This is a genomic window from Clostridium akagii DSM 12554, from assembly GCF_000686725.1.
In the GTDB taxonomy this organism is placed as follows: Bacteria; Bacillota; Clostridia; order Clostridiales; family Clostridiaceae; genus Clostridium_I; species Clostridium_I akagii.
On sequence record NZ_JMLK01000011.1, the window covers coordinates 46,819 to 64,921 of the forward strand.

Here is an 18,103-nt window from a genome sequence, read left to right on the forward strand (position 1 = left end):
ATCCTCCTGAGTAATTGCTAAAATAATTATATACTTTGTTGCGAATCATTTGCAAGTGTGAAATGATAAAAAAAAATATAAAAAGATTTTTGATTAATGATATAATATATGAGAACAATTATATAATAGGTGATTTGTAGCATAACAAATGGAGAAGGAGAAGATTCATTTTGGAGCGCAGAAATAAATATAATTATTATTTAGATATTGCAGAAACTGTACTTGAAAGAGGAACTTGTTTAAGAAGAAATTATGGATCAATTATAGTTAAAAATGATGAAATTATAGCTACCGGGTATACAGGTGCTCCAAGGGGCAGAAAAAATTGTAATGATTTAGGGACTTGTAGAAGAGAAAAATTAAATGTGCCAAGAGGTGAGCAATATGAGCTGTGTAGATCGGTGCATTCGGAGGCTAACGCAATAATTAGTGCTTCAAGAAAAGATATGATTAGTAGTATACTATATCTTGTTGGAAAGGATACAAAAACATCAGAGTATGTTGAAAATGCAAATTCTTGTACTATGTGCAAAAGATTGATAATTAATGCTGGAATTGAAATGGTAGTTATTAGAGATACAAAGGATGATTACAGGATAATAAAAACAAATTCATGGATAGATGAAGATGATTCCATTTATGATAAACGAGGATACTAAAATATTTAGACATTAAAAAAACAATAATTACAGACGAAAAGGAAGATATTATGGAAAATTTATTTTTAATTGCATTATTGTCCACGTTAATTTCTTTTATTAGCACTCCGCTTATAAGAAAACTTGCGGTTATTCTTGATGTTGTGGATGTACCAAAAGATAATAGAAGAGTACATAATAAACCTATACCAAAATTAGGAGGTATAGCAATTTACATGTCCTTTATTATTATGTTTATAGCTAAAGGAGGCCCAATTAAAGAGGCGGAACTTGGTGTATTAATTGGGGCAACTATTATTGTTATAGGTGGTTTTATAGATGATAAATATACTATAAAGCCTTGGCAAAAATTATGTTTTCAGTTAGTTGCAGCTTGCGTACTTATTGGTACGAAAACAATGATTTCCATAGTTACAAATCCCATAGGAGATGCAAGCCAATTTTTGACTATAAATCCATACATTGCAATTCCTCTAACTTTGATATGGGTTATAGGGGTTACCAATGCTTTTAATTTAATTGACGGTCTAGATGGACTTTCAGCGGGGCTTGGTTTTATTGCTTGCGTTACCATGATTGTAGCTTCATATTTAAGTGGTAGAGTAGAGCCTGAGATAATTGTGATAACTATTATACTTGCAGGAGCAATACTAGGATTTTTACCTTATAATTTCAACCCTGCATCAATTTTTATGGGAGACACAGGTGCTCAGCTTATTGGATTTTTATTAGCAGCGATAGCTATGAAAGGTGCAATAAAGGCTACTTCAGCAATAGTATTAGCTGTGCCAATTTTGGCATTAGGGCTTCCTATTTATGACACTATTTTTGCAATAGTAAGAAGAAAAATAAATGGAAAACCTATAGCACAGGGGGATAAGGGGCATTTACATCATAGGCTTTTAAATATGGGACTTAGTCAGCGCCAGGCTGTAATTATCATGTATTTGATAAGTGCAATATTAGGACTGATTGCAGTGATAGTAATGCAACTCACAAATCGGAGCGCTTATATGGTTTTTGCTGCTGTGATAATTTTGATTGTATTTTTAGCATGGAGATTTGGTTTGTTTAAACATAAAAACTAACATACATTTAGGAGGAAAATCAATTGAACAAAATAAAAATTATAACTATTTTTGGAACTAGACCAGAAGCCGTCAAGATGTCGCCTCTTGTAAAGGAACTAAAAAAGAGGAAAGAAATAGATATAAAGGTATGCGTAACTGCCCAACATAGACAGATGCTTGACCAGGTTCTGAATTTATTTGATATAGTACCTGATTATGATTTAAATATAATGAAGGACAAACAGACATTAACAAGTATAACCACAAGAACTCTTGAAGGGTTAGAAGAAATATTTGAAAAAGAACAACCAGACTTAGTTTTAGTACATGGTGATACAACAACTACTTTTGCCGGATCATTAGCAGCATTTTATAGGCAAATTGCAGTTGGGCATGTGGAAGCTGGGCTAAGAACTTTCAATAAATATTTCCCATTTCCAGAAGAAATGAATAGGAAGCTAACAGGTGCGATAGCTGACCTTCACTTTGCTCCTACTAAGGGTTCAAGGCAAAACCTATTAAACGAAGGAGTATGTGAAAAAAATATTTATATAACAGGGAACACCGTAATTGATGCTATGCAACATACTGTTGAAGTAGATTATAAATTTGAAAATGAAGAACTTAATAATCTAGATTACATAGGTAAAAAGATAATTTTGGTTACAGCACATAGAAGAGAAAACTGGGGAGATGGAATAGAAAACATCTGCAAGGCTCTAAAAAACATAGCACTTATGAATGAAAATGTGGAGATAGTGTATTTAGTTCATTTAAATCCAGTGGTAAGGGACGTTGTTTATAAAAATTTAGATGGCGTAAGAGGTATACACCTTCTGCCACCACTTGATACAAAGGAAACTCATAATTTAATGAATAAATGTTTTATGGTAATGACGGATTCAGGGGGATTACAAGAGGAAGCTCCACATCTTGGTAAACCTGTATTAGTATTAAGAAATGTAACTGAAAGACCAGAGGCTGTTGATGCAAAAACAGTAAAACTTGTAGGTACGGATGTTGATAAGATAATTTATGAAACAAATGAACTTATCAATGATAAGGAAAAGTATTTAAATATGAGTAGAGCTATAAATCCTTATGGAGACGGTCATGCATCCGAAAGAATAGTAGATATAATTCTAAAATATTTCCATGCTAAGCAGTAATTATTAAATGATGAATAGACATTGTTTATTTTTTCACAAAATGCCTTGATAAAAAATTTTATTGTGGGTATAATTATGTTGGAAAGAAAATAACCGTAACAAAACAAATTGATAATTACTTAAGAATATAAATTTTAGGAGGTCGTTTTCATGAGAGAAGTAGTAATCGCAAGTGCAGTAAGAACACCAGTTGGTTCATTTGGTGGAGCATTAAAAGGTATAACAGCAGTAGACTTAGGCGCAATAGTTATTAAAGAGGCTGTTAAAAGAGCAGGAATAAAACCAGAGGACGTTGAAGAAGTAGTTATGGGTAATGTTCTTCAAGCAGGACTTGGACAAAACCCAGCAAGACAGTCTTCTGTAAAAGCAGGACTACCAATTGAAGTATCATCTTTTACAATTAATAAAGTCTGTGGTTCAGGTCTTAGAGCTGTTTCACTTGCTCGCCAGATGATACAATCAGGAGATGTTGATATTGTAGTTGCTGGTGGTATGGAAAACATGTCAAGAGCTCCATATTTAGTTGATGAAGCTAGATGGGGAACTAAAATGGGTGATAAAAAATTCGTAGATGAAATGATCAAAGATGGATTATGGGATGCTTTTAATGATTACCACATGGGAATGACTGCAGAAAATATATCAGAAAAATGGAATATTACTAGAGAAGAACAAGATAAATTTTCAGCATGGTCACAACAAAAAGCAGAAGCAGCTATAAAAAACGGTAAATTTAAAGATGAAATTGTTCCTGTAGAAATACCTCAGAGAAAGGGAGATCCAAAGATATTTGATACCGATGAATTTCCAAGATTTGGTACAACTGCTGAAACATTAGCAAAACTAAGACCTTCATTTAAAAAAGATGGTACTGTAACTGCAGGAAATGCATCAGGTATAAATGATGGAGCTGCTGCATTTGTTATAATGAGTGCTGAAAAAGCAAAAGAACTTGGAGTAAAACCACTTGCAACAATAAGAGCATTTGGTTCAAAGGGAGTAGACCCTGCTATAATGGGTTATGGTCCAGTTGGAGCTACAAAAGTTGCACTTGAAAGAGCTAATTTAAAGGTTGAAGATTTAGATTTAATTGAAGCTAATGAAGCTTTTGCAGCTCAAAGTTTAGCTGTTGCAAAAGATTTGAAATTCAACATGGATATAGTTAATGTAAATGGTGGAGCTATTGCACTTGGACATCCAGTAGGAGCATCAGGAGCAAGAATATTAGTAACACTTTTATATGAAATGGAAAAAAGAGATGCTAAAAAAGGTCTTGCTACACTTTGTATAGGTGGCGGACAAGGAACAGCTCTAATAGTTGAAAGATAAAATATGAACTTTTTGTAAACAAAGGAGATGGATTTTTAGCATCTCCTTTGTTTTATTCAAAAAACTTTATTATTTACATATATATTTTGTACTTTATGCTAATAATAAAGCTTACTAATCAAAAAATGTATGCAGGTTTTAGGTTATGACTTCGTTTACAATGAAATTGCAGTGCAAAAAGACAGAAAATATAGTATTATCAAATAAATGAAGTAGAGAAAAAAATATGGTCATTATAGTGAAATAATAAGCTAAAGCTATTATTAACTATTATATCAAAGATAATCAATTGAAAACGTGTAATATGAGTACATTTGAACGATTATACAAGTTTCAATAAAAATTACTTAGATATATAATTTATGTAGCGTATTCAGATGGTGGGTGATTAAATTGGACTCAGAAGTTAAGTTTATTTTAAAGAGAGTATTTTTTATTGATATAATAATTGCAATAGTAGCATTTATTATATCTTATGTTTTTTATAAACCTTACGATTATATAGTAGTAGTGGGGTTACTTTTAGCTGCATTAAATTTTTTGGGTAATGCGGTTTCAACAAGTTACATATTATCTAAGTCAAGTAATAAATTATTAACTGTTTTGTTATCAGCATTTAGAATTATCATTACTTTGGGTATTGTCATATTACTATGTGGTAATGATAAATTTAAATATATAGCTATTATAATAGGATACACGCTTCACTACATAGCTGTTGTCATTCATGGATTCACAATAAAAGTATAAGAAAGGAAGTGATAATATGGATTTGAATGCTAAAACGTTATTTACTTTGCGTTTAGGCGGTCACAATATTGGTATAACAGATAGTATTGTTACACAATGGGTAATTATGGTTGTAATAGTAATATTGGTGCTAGCTTTAACTCGCAATTTAAAAAAATTACCAGATAAAAAGCAAAGTGTGTTAGAAATGCTTATTGATTTCTTCAATGGATTGGTAAGAGAAAATATGGGAGAAAAGTACATGAGTTTTGTTCCTTTCATTGGCACAATGGGAATTTTCTTGTTTTTCTTAAATCTAACAGGATTAGTTGGAGTGGACCCTTCCACTAAAGACATAAGTGTAACAGCAGGTTTTGCAATTATAAGTTTTGTTGTTATAAATGTAAATTCCTTTAGTAAGGTTGGAATAGGTGGTTTTGGTAAAGAATTAATTAGTCCATATATACTAATGTTACCAATGAATTTACTTGAAAAAATAACTCTTCCAATATCATTATGTTTAAGACTATTTTGTAATATGCTTGTAGGGTTTATAATTATAGGACTTATATATCAAGGTATGGGTCATTTTGCCTTTATAGTTCCAATACCGTTCCATCTGTTCTTTGATATGTTTGATGGAGTAATACAAGTGTATATATTTATGATGCTTACCATGCTCTACACTAAAATGGGTGGAGAGTTAGAATAACTTAATAATAAACTACATCAAAATTGGTGCTAGATATTATAGATTGAAATTTTATATTTTAAGGAGGAATAAAAAATGAATAGTACTAAAGCTTTATATGATGGAATGATAGCAATAGGTGCAGGTTTAGCTGCAATAGGATGTTTAGGCGGAGGTATTGGTATAGGTACTGTTACCGGTAAAGCTGTCGAAGCTATTGGAAGACAACCAGAAGCAAGAGGATCTGTAACATCTACAATGTTTATAGGTTTGGCATTTGCCGAAGTAACTTCTCTATACGCTTTATTTATCGCTTTGTTGTTAATATTTACAAAATGGCAATAATAGAGTAGCTGAGTGTGTTAAAAAATGAGGCCGAAGGGAGGCTTTTGGGCAAATGAATATAAGTATAGTTACAATATGTATTACTATAATAAACTTTATAATTATTTTGTTATTTTTAAAACATTTTTTATTCGAGAAGATTACTAAAGTGATAGATGACAGAAATAATGAAGTTAAAGAAACAATAGACAAAGCTAATTCTGATAAGAAAGAAGCAGAAGTTCTTAAGATATCAACACAAAAGAATTTAGATGAGTCAAAAGAAAAAGGTAAAAGTATTGTAGAAGAGTATAAAGAAAAAGCTGAAAAAGTATCAGGTAATATTAAAAGTGAAGCTTCAAATGAAGCTCAGCTAATAATTACTAGAGCAAAAAAAGATATTGAGAGAGAAAAAGAAAAAGCAGAAGACGAATTAAAGAAAAAGGTAGTAGATCTTGCTGTTATTTTGTCTTCAAAAGCTTTGGAAAAATCCATAGATGAAGAAGAACATAGAAGACTTATAGAACAATTCATAGCTAAGGTAGGTAATTAATTATGTTTGAATATCTAGCTAGAAGATACGCACTTGCACTTTATGAAGTTGCTGGTGCTAAAAACAAAGTGGATGAATATATAGATGATTTAAAGCAGATTGAAACCTTAATCAAGGGAAATACTGATTTGAATAATGTTATAAATAATCCAGAAATAAGTACTTCTAAAAAAATGGAAATTTTCAAAGGAGTTTTTGAAAATAACATAGAAAAAGAAATTCTCTCTTTTTTACTAATACTTGTGGAAAAACACAGAATTGTTGATCTTCAAGATATTATCCTGCAAATGGATGAAATTCGTTTGGAAGAAAAAAATGAAGTTATAGCAATTGTAAAAACAGTCGTTCCACTAAATGATAATGAAAGAACATCACTAACTGCTAAACTAAAAGCTAAGTATAATAAATTAATAATTTTGAAAGAAAGTATTGATGCAAGTATACTAGGTGGGGTTTATGTTAGAGTTGGAGACGAAGTTATTGACGGAACAGTTAAAAACAAAATCGATGAAATAAAAAAATTAATGCTTGTAAGAGGATAGGGGTGAGCCTATGAACATAAAACCTGAAGAGATAACTTCCATAATTAAGAAGCAAATTGAAGGTTATGATAATAATGTAGAATCCGTGGATTCAGGTACCATAATTCAAGTAGGTGACGGTATTGCCAGAGTATATGGTTTAGAAAACTGTATGGCAGGAGAACTTCTTGAATTTCCAAATGATGTATTTGGAATGGTAATGAATCTAGAACAAGATAATGTAGGTTGTGTTTTACTTGGTAATGAAGAAGGAATAAAAGAAGGCGACATAGTTAAGAGTACTGGTAGAGTTGTTGAAGTGCCAGTAGGCGAAGCTATGATAGGCAGAGTTGTTAATGCTCTAGGTCAGCCAATAGATGGAAAAGGTCCAATAAAAGAAACTGAACTAAGACCAGCAGATATTGTAGCTCATGGAATTATTGAAAGAAAATCAGTTAATAAACCATTACAAACTGGTATAAAGGCAATTGATGCTATGATTCCTATTGGAAGAGGTCAAAGAGAGCTTATTATAGGAGATAGACAGACAGGTAAAACTGCCATAACTATTGATGCTATAATTAACCAAAAGGGTCAAGATGTTATATGTATTTACGTTGCTATAGGACAAAAGCAATCTACAGTAGCTAATATTTATAATATACTTACTCAAAAAGGTGCTATGGATTATACATTTATTGTATCAGCTTCAGCAGCTGAAACAGCTCCACTTCAATATCTTGCACCATATGCTGGAGTAACTATGGGTGAGTACTTCATGGATCAAGGAAAAGATGTATTAATAATATATGATGATTTAACTAAGCATGCAGTTGCTTATAGAACAATGTCATTATTACTTAGAAGACCACCTGCTCGAGAAGCTTATCCAGGAGATGTATTCTATTTACATTCAAGACTTCTTGAAAGAGCAGCTAAGCTTTCAGATAAACTAGGTGGAGGATCAATTACTGCTATTCCGATAATTGAAACTCAAGCAGGGGATGTATCAGCTTACATACCAACAAATGTTATATCCATAACAGATGGGCAAATATTCCTTGAAGCAGATCTTTTCCATGCAGGGCAAAGACCAGCTGTTAACTCAGGTATATCAGTTTCGAGAGTTGGAGGTAGTGCTCAAATAAAAGCAATGAAACAAGTTTCAGGAACACTTAGACTTGAACTTGCTCAATATAGAGAACTTGCTTCTTTCTCACAATTTGGTTCTGATCTTGATAATGAATCAAAAAGAAGACTTGAAAAAGGTAAAAGATTGCTTGAAATCTTTAACCAAGATCAATATGTTCCAATGCCTATAGAAAATCAAATTATGGTAATCTATGCAGTGGTTGAAAATCATCTAAATGATGTAGATATTACAAAAATCAAAGAATTTGAACAAGGATTCTTAGAATTTATGAGTACTCATCATAAAGAAGTTCCAGAAGCAATTATCACAAAAAAAGTTTTAGATGATGAAATCAAAAAAATGCTTGGTGAGGCAATTGAAGAATACAAAAAAGTTTTTTTAGCATAAGCGTAGTAGTATCTATGCGGGAGGTGTAGTATGGCAGGACTTCTTGTAATAAAAAGAAGGATTAAGTCTGTAACTAGTACAAAAAAAATAACTAAGGCTATGGGACTTATTGCCACCTCTAAAATAAGAAAATGCAGAAAAAATCTAGAATCAAATCAAGGCTATTATGATTCTTTTGAAAGTATCATAAAGAGTGTTGCTGAAGGTATCATTGGAAAAAGTATATATGTGAATGGTAACGGAAGTAGCAAAAAATTATATATAGCCTTGACATCAGATTCTGGACTTTGTGGGGGTTTTAATGGTGCTATTGTTACAGCAACTACTGGAAAAATGTCAACTGATAGAGAAAATTGTCTCCTAATGTCTGTTGGACAAAAAGGAAGAACTTTCTTTAGAAGATTGCAATACGATACAGTTGCTGAATATGTAGATATACCTGACGAACCAACGCTTAAGGAAGCTAAAACAATAGCTGAACATGCATTAAATCTTTATAAAAGTGGAGAAGTTGGCGAAGTACATGTGCTGTATACTAAATTTGTATCAACTGCAAGGCAATCTATTGTAGATGAAGTTGTATTACCATTAAAAGTAGATAAAAAAAGTGGTGGTAATGCTGGAGAGTTTGAACCCGATGCTGATGAATTGCTAGAAGGTACTGCTTTTATTCATTTAAAAGCTCAGATATTTAACTTCTTACTAAATTCAAAAGCTAGCGAACAAGCGTCCAGAATGTCTTCAATGGATAGTTCAACAAAAAATGCTAATGATTTGTTAGATGCTTTAAAATTGAAATATAACAGAATAAGACAAAGTGCAATAACTAGTGAAATAACTGAGATAGTTTCAGGAGCAGAAGCTCTGAAGTAAGGAGGGGAAACTTATGCCAAAAGGTATTGGTAAAGTTGTTCAAGTAATAGGACCAGTTGTAGATATAAAATTCGAGAGTGATAGCCTTCCTAATATATTTAATGCTTTGGAAATTGATATGGGAGACAACAAAAAACTTATCGTAGAAGTTGAACTACATACAGGTGATGATGTAGTTAGAACTATATCAATGGAGTCAACTGATGGATTAAGAAGAGGTGCAGAAGTAATAGATACTGGAAAGCCAATTTGTGTTCCAGTTGGAAAACTTGTGCTAGGACGTTTATTTAATGTATTAGGTAAAACTATTGATGAAGCGGGAGATTTAGGGCCTACAGAATTAATGCCTATTCACAGATTAGCACCAAGTTTTGAAGAGCAATCAGTATCACCAGAAATGTTTGAAACAGGTATAAAGGTTATAGATCTTTTAGCACCTTATCAAAGAGGTGGTAAAATAGGACTATTTGGTGGTGCAGGTGTTGGTAAAACGGTTCTTATTCAAGAACTTATAAACAACATAGCAAAGGAACACGGTGGATTGTCTGTATTCGCAGGTGTTGGAGAAAGAACAAGAGAAGGTAATGACCTTTATTATGAAATGAAAGAATCTGGAGTTATAGATAAGACTGCACTGGTGTTTGGTCAAATGAATGAACCACCAGGAGCTAGAATGAGAGTTGCTCTTACTGGTCTTACTATGGCAGAAAAATTTAGGGATGAAGGACAGGATGTTCTTCTATTCATAGATAATATATTCAGATTTACTCAAGCTGGATCTGAAGTTTCAGCTTTACTTGGAAGAATACCTAGTGCTGTTGGTTATCAACCAACACTTGCAACTGAAATGGGTACGCTTCAAGAAAGAATAACTTCAACAAAACAAGGTTCAATAACATCTGTTCAGGCTGTTTACGTTCCTGCTGATGATTTTACTGACCCAGCGCCAGCAACAACATTTTCACATCTTGATGCAACAACAGTTTTATCAAGAGCTATTTCAGAACTTGGAATATATCCAGCTGTTGACCCACTTGAATCAACATCTAGAATACTTGATCCAAATATAGTTGGTGAAGAACATTATGAAATCGCAAGTAAGGTAAGAGTTATACTTGAAAGATATAATGAACTTCAGGATATTATAGCAATACTTGGTATTGATGAATTAGGTGAAGATGATAGAATGGCTGTAAATAGAGCAAGAAGAGTTCAAAGATTTTTGTCTCAACCATTTAGCGTTGCGGAACAATTTACTGGAATGCCTGGTAAATTCGTTACTATAAAGGATACACTAAACGGATTTAAGGAAATTCTTGAAGGTAAGTGTGATGAGCTTCCAGAAGCAGCATTCTTATTTGCAGGTTCAATAGAAGAAGTTAGAGAAAAAGCTAAATCTATGGCATAAAGGAGTGATTTTGCATGGCGTCTAAAATGAAGCTTAGCATAGTAACTCCCCAAAAGAAATTCTATGTTGGCGATGTAACAGAGATTAATACACAGACGGGAAATGGTGGTATAGGAATACTTCCAGAGCATATTCCCTTTGTTGGAATGCTAAAACCATCAGAAACAAGATTTAAGCTGGCGGATGGAACTGAAAAAATAGCATTTACGTCAACTGGACTTATAAAGGTCACAAAGACAGAAGTTGAAATGTTAGTTGATGCTTCAGAATGGCCTGAGGAAATTGATGTAAGAAGAGCTAAAGAAGCCAAAGAAAGAGCAGAAGAAAGATTAGCTAAAGATAAAGAAACCGGTAAAACGGATACAGATAGAGCTGAAATTGCACTGCAAAGGGCAATGGCAAGACTTAAAACAAAAAATATCTAGAAAATATGTCTAAGAATAATATTCTTGGACATATTTTTTTTTTTTGAAAAGAATACTATAACTCGGATTACTAGGCAAAATAAAAAGCAGCTAAGAAATTTTCACACTTTTTATTGAAGATATATATATTAATAGTGAATATAGAATAAAAAATGGAAATAAAGTTAATAATCTAAAGAGAAAGGTAGGGGGAAAACGTGAGAATAAAAAATATTTTAATTTGTTTTACTGGCATTTTAATTTTAACTTTTGCAGTATCAGACGCATTTGCTGCAGAAAACACAGAGATTTTTAATAATATATTAAACCGCACTAATAGTACAACTACTGAAATCGGAATCAATGCAGATTATGAAATCAGCACGGATGGTAAAAATGAATGTATAGATTGGCTTAAGTCTTTGAATTTGTACAATGAAAAAATAATTGATGAAAGTAGTAGTAATAATAATTCCTATTCTAACTTACTAAATACTGCTACTGACGTGGAGGATAAAGGTGAAAAAATCCCAAGCGCAAAAGATTCAGGTACCCTAGAAAATTGGTTGAGTATAAATAATAACAAAGAGTATTGTAGAGAATTTGAAAAAAACAATATTCATGGGTATATAGAAAGCAGGGAAAATGGTAATGGTGCAGAGGTAAGCATATTTATAAGGGAATTAACGCCAAAAGAAAGTCTCAATGATATTGAAATTAAAATAAGAAAGGCTATGGGGAAAAAAGCAAGTAACATCAATATATATAAATATTTAAAAGCTAAAACCCCTATTAGTAATATAAAAGTGGTACAAAATAAAATAACAAATTATTTAAAAGATATAGATGCGGATAATATATCTACAGTGAATATTAACGAAGGTTACAGTACAGTGGCATATACTAAAAATTTTGGTGCTATATCAGATGATGGAAAGTCTGAAGACTTTAATTATGCAGTATTAAAAGAATCAGGTCAAAATTATATAATTTTAGGTACACCACTAATAGACATTTCTTATTAAACAATGAATTGGAGGATTAAAATGGATAAATTCATAATTAAAGGGGGAAATACATTAAGCGGTGAAGTGGAAATTAGTTCTGCAAAGAATGCAGTATTACCAATAATTGCAGCAACTATTCTCAGTGGAGATAAATGCACAATATTAAATTGTCCCATGCTTTTAGATGTATATGTAATTTGTGATGTGCTTAGAAGTCTTGGTGCAAAAGTTGAAATTGAAAGCAAAAATTCAACAGTAAATATAGATACATCTAATTTAAGTGATAATAAACCCTGTGGCGATCTTGTAAGAAAGATGCGAGGCTCTTTTTTAATAATGGGAGCAATGATATCAAGATTTGGAAGCTTCAAAATATCATTGCCTGGGGGGTGTAATATAGGCACTAGACCAATAGATTTACATCTAAAGGGATTTAAAGCATTAGGTGCAAAAGTTAAAATTGATCATGGATATGTACAGGTTTCAGCAGAAAAATTGATTGGTGATAAAATATATTTGGATTATCCATCTGTTGGGGCTACAGAAAACATAATTATGGCATCAGTACTGGCCAAGGGAGAAACGATAATAGAAAATGTAGCACAGGAACCAGAAATAGGCGATTTGATAAATTTTTTAAATAAGATGGGTGCAAAAGTAAAAGGTATTGGAACTGACACATTAAAGGTTACGGGAGTAGAATATTTACATGGTGCTAAACATAGACCAATTTATGATAGAATTGAAGCAGGTACCTTTATGATTGCGGCAGGAATAACTAGAAGTAAGATGAAAATAAATGGAATAAATCATGAGCATATAAAACCAGTTATTGCAAAACTATCAGAAATGGGAATGGATATACAATTATATAATAATGGATTAATAATAGATGGAAGAAATGAATTGAAGCCCATTGATATTAAGACAATGCCATATCCAGGTTTCCCCACAGATATGCAGCCTCAAATGATGAGTTTATTAAGTTGCGTATTGGGAACGAGTGTTGTTACTGAAACAATTTTTGAAAATAGATTTATGCATATAGCAGAACTTAAAAGAATGGGTGCTAATATAAAAATAGATGGTAGAAGTGCAGTTATTGAGGGGATAAATAAGCTTACAGGTGCACAAGTAAAGGCAACAGATTTAAGAGCAGGTGCGGCATTGATTTTGGCTGGATTAGAGTCAGATGGAGAAACGGAAATAGTTGATATATATCATATAGATCGGGGTTATAGCGGAATTGAAAAAAAATTAGGATTACTAGGGGCAGAAATAAAAAGGGTTAAAGATAGTAGCTTAGATGAAGAGCTAAAAGTGAAAAATCAATAAGGACTTTTTCCATATATGAAAAAAATAATTACAAAATAAAAAAGGAATGTACCAATATTTAATTTGAAAATTAAATATTGGTACATTCCTTTTTATGTAATAAATATTCTAAAATGAAATATTTATATTATTAGGGGCATGTATGTTTAAAGTAGCTGAAGGGAAGGTGAAAACCGTTATTAAACAATTAAACATATTAGTAGCATGAAATTGATAACGGAAAAATAATGCTAAAAAAGTTTATTATTCTAATATTTACTGGAAGTTTATTTTTGATAATTGTATCAATTTGTATAGGTGGTTTTTCTGGAAACAAGGATAATGGAAAAATAGGGAATTCAGATGGTGATATTGAAAAATATAATTTTAAGCCTAATGATATAGTCTTTAACAATAAAGATGATTCAGATGGTGATATAAAGGTGTATATAGCTAAAAATAAAGAGATAGTACAGCTAAGTCTGGAAGAGTACACAAGGGGGGTTGTAGCTGCAGAAATGCCAGCTGAATTCAATATAGAAGCCCTTAAGGCACAGGCTATTGCTGCAAGGACATTTGCAGCTGCACATATGCTAATTTATGGAGGAAAACCATATCCTGGTGCAAAAGGGGCTGATGTTACCGATACTGTGGAATGCCAAGTATATATGGACAAGGATCATATATTAAACAAATGGCCACAAAAATCAGTAGATGAATACTGGAATAAAATAACTGGGGCTGTACAAGATACTCAAGGTGAAATATTGAAGTACAATGGGAAATTGGTAATGGAGCCACTTTATTTTGCTGTTAGTAGAGGAAAGACCGAAGATTCAAAAGAAGTTATTGGTGATGATGAACCATATTTAAAAAGTGTTATAAGTAGTGGCGAAGAATCAGCACCAAAATATAAAAGCTCTGTTAAAATTTCTTATGGAGATTTTATAAATAAAATAAATAAAGCATATAAGAATTCAAATCTAAACTATTTAAATATAAAAAGTTCAATTGAAATACTTAGCAGAACTAAAGGTGAAGGCGTTAAGGAGATAAAGCTAGGGAAAAATACAATAACAGGAACTAAATTTAGAAGTATTATGGGGCTTAACTCAACTGATTTTAATATTAAATATAATATTATGTCTTTAGAAATTAATTGTGTTGGCTATGGACATGATATAGGGATGAGTCAATGGGGCGCTAATATTATGGCTAAGAGTGGTAAAAACTATAGAGATATATTGAATCATTACTATACTGGGATAAGTATAGAGAAGATTAGTAAATAAAGTAACAAGTTGAAAGTGAAAAATTAAAGGGAAAGTATGAGGATTTGTTTACATAAATCTTCTTACTTTCCCTTTTTTATTCATTGCTAGATTAGCTATAGAAAATCTATAGTAGATTGCCACTTATCACTTAAAACCTACAACTATTTTGTGACATGCTTTTCTCAAAAAACTAAAAATTAAAAAAATTACATATAAAATGTATTATTTACTAAGTTGTGGACAAAATAGAAGACGGAGGTGTTTTTCAATGGATAAAAATGATTTACTAAACAAACAACCTAATAAAAATCACAGGCTAAGTTTTCTTAAGAAAGATGGTTTTTATTTAATCTTATTTCTTTGCCTCTGCATAATTGCTGGAGTTGCCACATATGTGAATACAAAACCTAAAAGTAGTTCTGCAGTAAAACAAGAAAATAAAGTATCATTAAACAAAAAAAAGGTTAAAACAAAAACAAATGTAAACACTGCTAAAGCAGATGTATCAAAGGATCAAAGCAAAAATACAAACATGGATAATGCTAATTTAGCTAAAAACAATGCAAGTGTTTCAACAAGTGCACCAGTTGTAACCACTGTGGTGGCTCCTATAAAAGGTGTTATTGCTCAAGCATATACGGGTACCGATGGTGTAATGGCAGTAGGACTAGATAAGGTGTCGAGGACAATATTAGGAGAATATATAAAAGTAGATAATTTAGGGATTCCTGTATATTCTTCAGTAAATGGAACTGTTAGTGTTGTAGAAAGTGGTAGGGTAACCATCTTAAGTAATGATAAAAAGCTGAAAATCATATACGATAATTTGAACCCATCAAGTATAAAATTAAAAACTGGAGATGCTGTAAAGCAAAATGATCAAATAGCGGTGGTAGGAGATAGCGATAATGCTAAAGACAGAATCGTTGATTGTAATCATCTATATTTTGAAATTGATGAAAAACAGCAAGATGGAAGTTATAGGGATGTAAATCCTCAAAATTATATTAAGTATTAAAATATGTTTTGCAAGATTATCAGCCATCCAAAAATCTGTCGGGATGGCTGATATTAAGTAATTAATAAAGGGTGTAGCGCATATTTATAAATATAGAAGGACTAAGGAGGTAGTACTTTGAAAGATTATATTGAGGAAAGAGTTCTAGAAGTAGCACAATATATTATTGAGTCAAAAGCTACAATTAGAAAAACTGCTAAAGTTTTTGGAGTAAGTAAAAGTACGATACACAAAGATATGACAGAGAGATTACCTCAAATAAATCCTCAAATTGCTGAACAAGCTAAAGGTGTTTTAGAAATAAATAAAGCAGAAAGGCATATTAGAGGTGGAAAAGCTACAAAAATGAAGTACAAAGCTATTGAAGGTTAGAAACATTCCTATTATAATATAAATAGAGACATATTGTAAATTTATAAACTAATAAAAGTAAAATGATAAAAATGTGTTACTCTAGTATGCCATAAGAGATGGAGTTGAACGAAGGAATGTTTTTTGGAATTGGATCTGATATAGGTATTGATTTAGGAACAGCAACAGTATTAGTATATCTTAAGGGAAAAGGTATCATTCTAAAAGAACCATCGGTTGTAGCAATAAACCGTAACAACAAAGAAGTCCTTGCAGTTGGAGAAGAAGCTAGAATGATGATAGGTAGAACTCCGGGAAATATAGTAGCAATTCGTCCGTTACGAGACGGTGTAATATCAGATTATGATATTACTGAAAAAATGCTTAAACATTTTATAAGAAAAGCTTGTGGAAGGAGAAGATTTTATACACCAAGGGTAGTTATATGTGTCCCATGTGAAGCTACGGAAGTTGAGAAAAGAGCCGCTAAAGATGCTGCGGTTAGTGCCGGAGCAAAAAAACCTTGTTTGATTGAGGAACCATTAGCAGCAGCAATTGGAGCTGGACTAGATATAACTAAGGCAAGTGGACACATGGTTATAGATATTGGTGGAGGAACTACTGATATTGCTGTTATTTCATTAGGCGGAATAGTTGTTAGAAAGTCAATAAAGGTTGCAGGAGATAAGTTTGACGAGTCAATAATAAAATATGTTAGAAAAAAACATAAATTAATGATTGGAGAAAGAACTGCAGAAGATATAAAAATAAGCATTGGGTCTGCATTTAAGAGAGAAGTTGAAGAATCTCTAGATATTAGAGGACGAGACCTAATAACAGGACTTCCCAAAAATCTTACGGTTACTTCAGATGAAATGAGAGAGGCTCTTGAAGATACTGTTAGTGCAATAGTGGATTGTGTACATTCTGTATTGGAAAAAACACCTCCAGAGCTTGCAGCTGATATTGCAGCAAAAGGTATAATTATGACAGGTGGAGGTTCGCTTCTAAATGGATTGGATAAGCTTATCCAATATGCAACTAAGGTACCAGTTTATGTAGCCGATGATGCAGTTTCCTGTGTTGTACTTGGAACTGGAAAGGTATTGGATTTTATAGATAAACTAAATGGTAATGACATTTCATTAATAGAGTAGCATTAAATTTATTTAAGGAAAAAAGTGACTGCATTTAGTAGCAGCCACTTTTTGTATGCATTAAATTTATGCATACGCTAATTAAGCCATTGTTTCATTTTTGTATAAATAGTAGGAATGAATTAAGGAATCACATATAACTGTTGACATTTCTAAAATTAGATTTAGTCTTATATTTCTATTTGTAAATATTTCATTACTTTCGCATGAATCCACTATACCAATTATCGAAAAATCACCTACATTAGGTAGTGATTTTCCAACACCTTTGCCCGGATGAATTGGATAATCTCTTATTTGGATTTCACCAATGCTATCTGAATTACCTAGGCAGGCATCTATACCAATTATTTTGGAATTTGGTGAAGCAGATTTAATGTCACTTAATTTTTTATCAAGATTTAAAGCATGAATTGGTTCTGATATTGTTCCATAGACTGATAGTGGGAAATTTTTTCTTTTTAAAATTGTTCCTGTAAGTGGTCCGAGGCAATCTCCAATACATCTATCAGTGCCAATGCAAACAATTATAATATTGTTGTTAATATAATTTTTAAGAAAATAACCAATCTCATAATAAGCAAGCGGATTTTTATAGAATGTCTTCATTTTGTTCAATAATGCACCGTTACGTAAAATCTGCTAAAATCTACTATGCTAGGCATCCGAATGAAAAAGAAACAGTATACTGATAGTTTTTTGAAGATGTCTT

At 32.0% G+C, this 18,103-nt stretch carries 20 protein-coding genes; 19 read left to right on the forward strand and 1 reads right to left on the reverse strand.

Going from position 1 to position 18,103, the window contains the following annotated elements:
* Positions 1-170: 170 nt before the first annotated feature.
* From BR66_RS0105990 to mreB, 19 genes are all read left to right on the forward strand, one after another.
* On the forward strand, positions 171-659 hold the full coding sequence (locus BR66_RS0105990; protein WP_026882101.1) for a deaminase: 489 nt from the start codon (positions 171-173) through the stop codon (positions 657-659).
* A 50-nt stretch (positions 660-709) separates the two neighbouring features.
* Positions 710-1,747 (forward strand): MraY family glycosyltransferase, encoded by a 1,038-nt coding sequence (locus BR66_RS0105995; protein ID WP_026882102.1) that lies wholly within the window; start codon positions 710-712, stop codon positions 1,745-1,747.
* A gap of 23 nt (positions 1,748-1,770) precedes the next feature.
* Complete coding sequence (gene wecB / locus BR66_RS0106000) at positions 1,771-2,898, forward strand: non-hydrolyzing UDP-N-acetylglucosamine 2-epimerase (RefSeq protein WP_026882103.1); 1,128 nt, start codon at positions 1,771-1,773, stop codon at positions 2,896-2,898.
* Between the two features lie 150 nt (positions 2,899-3,048).
* Positions 3,049-4,227 carry an acetyl-CoA C-acetyltransferase gene (locus BR66_RS0106005; RefSeq protein WP_026882104.1) on the forward strand — a complete coding sequence of 393 codons (1,179 nt, stop codon included), beginning with the start codon at positions 3,049-3,051 and terminating at the stop codon, positions 4,225-4,227.
* Positions 4,228-4,620: 393 nt separating this feature from the next.
* Positions 4,621-4,977 carry an ATP synthase subunit I gene (locus BR66_RS23240; RefSeq protein ID WP_051624121.1) on the forward strand — a complete coding sequence of 119 codons (357 nt, stop codon included), beginning with the start codon at positions 4,621-4,623 and terminating at the stop codon, positions 4,975-4,977.
* A 16-nt stretch (positions 4,978-4,993) separates the two neighbouring features.
* Positions 4,994-5,668, forward strand: coding sequence for a F0F1 ATP synthase subunit A (locus BR66_RS0106015; RefSeq protein WP_026882222.1), 675 nt, complete (start codon positions 4,994-4,996; stop codon positions 5,666-5,668).
* A 75-nt stretch (positions 5,669-5,743) separates the two neighbouring features.
* Entirely contained in the window at positions 5,744-5,992 is a 249-nt protein-coding gene (gene atpE / locus BR66_RS0106020; RefSeq protein WP_026882105.1) for an ATP synthase F0 subunit C, read from the forward strand.
* Positions 5,993-6,044: 52 nt separating this feature from the next.
* The gene (locus BR66_RS0106025; protein WP_026882106.1) at positions 6,045-6,524 is read left to right on the forward strand and encodes a F0F1 ATP synthase subunit B; all 480 of its coding nucleotides are present in this window, start codon (positions 6,045-6,047) and stop codon (positions 6,522-6,524) included.
* A gap of 2 nt (positions 6,525-6,526) precedes the next feature.
* Positions 6,527-7,066, forward strand: a complete 540-nt coding sequence (locus tag BR66_RS0106030) for a F0F1 ATP synthase subunit delta (RefSeq protein ID WP_026882107.1) — start codon at positions 6,527-6,529, stop codon at positions 7,064-7,066.
* Between the two features lie 10 nt (positions 7,067-7,076).
* Positions 7,077-8,585 carry a F0F1 ATP synthase subunit alpha gene (gene atpA, locus BR66_RS0106035; RefSeq protein WP_026882108.1) on the forward strand — a complete coding sequence of 503 codons (1,509 nt, stop codon included), beginning with the start codon at positions 7,077-7,079 and terminating at the stop codon, positions 8,583-8,585.
* A 30-nt stretch (positions 8,586-8,615) separates the two neighbouring features.
* A complete protein-coding gene (gene atpG / locus BR66_RS0106040; RefSeq protein WP_026882109.1) occupies positions 8,616-9,458 on the forward strand; it encodes an ATP synthase F1 subunit gamma in 843 nt (280 codons plus the stop codon).
* Between the two features lie 13 nt (positions 9,459-9,471).
* Positions 9,472-10,866, forward strand: coding sequence for a F0F1 ATP synthase subunit beta (gene atpD, locus BR66_RS0106045; protein ID WP_026882110.1), 1,395 nt, complete (start codon positions 9,472-9,474; stop codon positions 10,864-10,866).
* A 14-nt stretch (positions 10,867-10,880) separates the two neighbouring features.
* On the forward strand, positions 10,881-11,291 hold the full coding sequence (locus BR66_RS0106050) for a F0F1 ATP synthase subunit epsilon (protein WP_026882111.1): 411 nt from the start codon (positions 10,881-10,883) through the stop codon (positions 11,289-11,291).
* A 197-nt stretch (positions 11,292-11,488) separates the two neighbouring features.
* Positions 11,489-12,295, forward strand: a complete 807-nt coding sequence (locus BR66_RS0106055; protein ID WP_026882112.1) for a YwmB family TATA-box binding protein — start codon at positions 11,489-11,491, stop codon at positions 12,293-12,295.
* Between the two features lie 21 nt (positions 12,296-12,316).
* Positions 12,317-13,612 (forward strand): UDP-N-acetylglucosamine 1-carboxyvinyltransferase, encoded by a 1,296-nt coding sequence (gene murA, locus BR66_RS23245; protein WP_051624122.1) that lies wholly within the window; start codon positions 12,317-12,319, stop codon positions 13,610-13,612.
* A gap of 227 nt (positions 13,613-13,839) precedes the next feature.
* Positions 13,840-14,883, forward strand: coding sequence for a stage II sporulation protein D (gene spoIID / locus BR66_RS0106065; protein WP_026882113.1), 1,044 nt, complete (start codon positions 13,840-13,842; stop codon positions 14,881-14,883).
* Positions 14,884-15,133: 250 nt separating this feature from the next.
* A complete protein-coding gene (locus tag BR66_RS0106070; RefSeq protein WP_026882114.1) occupies positions 15,134-15,883 on the forward strand; it encodes a M23 family metallopeptidase in 750 nt (249 codons plus the stop codon).
* A gap of 117 nt (positions 15,884-16,000) precedes the next feature.
* A complete protein-coding gene (gene spoIIID, locus BR66_RS0106075; protein ID WP_026882115.1) occupies positions 16,001-16,255 on the forward strand; it encodes a sporulation transcriptional regulator SpoIIID in 255 nt (84 codons plus the stop codon).
* 116 nt (positions 16,256-16,371) lie between these two features.
* Complete coding sequence (gene mreB / locus BR66_RS0106080; RefSeq protein WP_026882116.1) at positions 16,372-17,391, forward strand: rod shape-determining protein; 1,020 nt, start codon at positions 16,372-16,374, stop codon at positions 17,389-17,391.
* A gap of 81 nt (positions 17,392-17,472) precedes the next feature.
* Here mreB and yyaC read toward each other — a convergent pair whose 3' ends face one another.
* The gene (yyaC, locus tag BR66_RS0106085) at positions 17,473-18,009 is read right to left on the reverse strand and encodes a spore protease YyaC (protein ID WP_026882117.1); all 537 of its coding nucleotides are present in this window, start codon (positions 18,007-18,009) and stop codon (positions 17,473-17,475) included.
* Between the last annotated feature and the right edge of the window lie 94 nt (positions 18,010-18,103).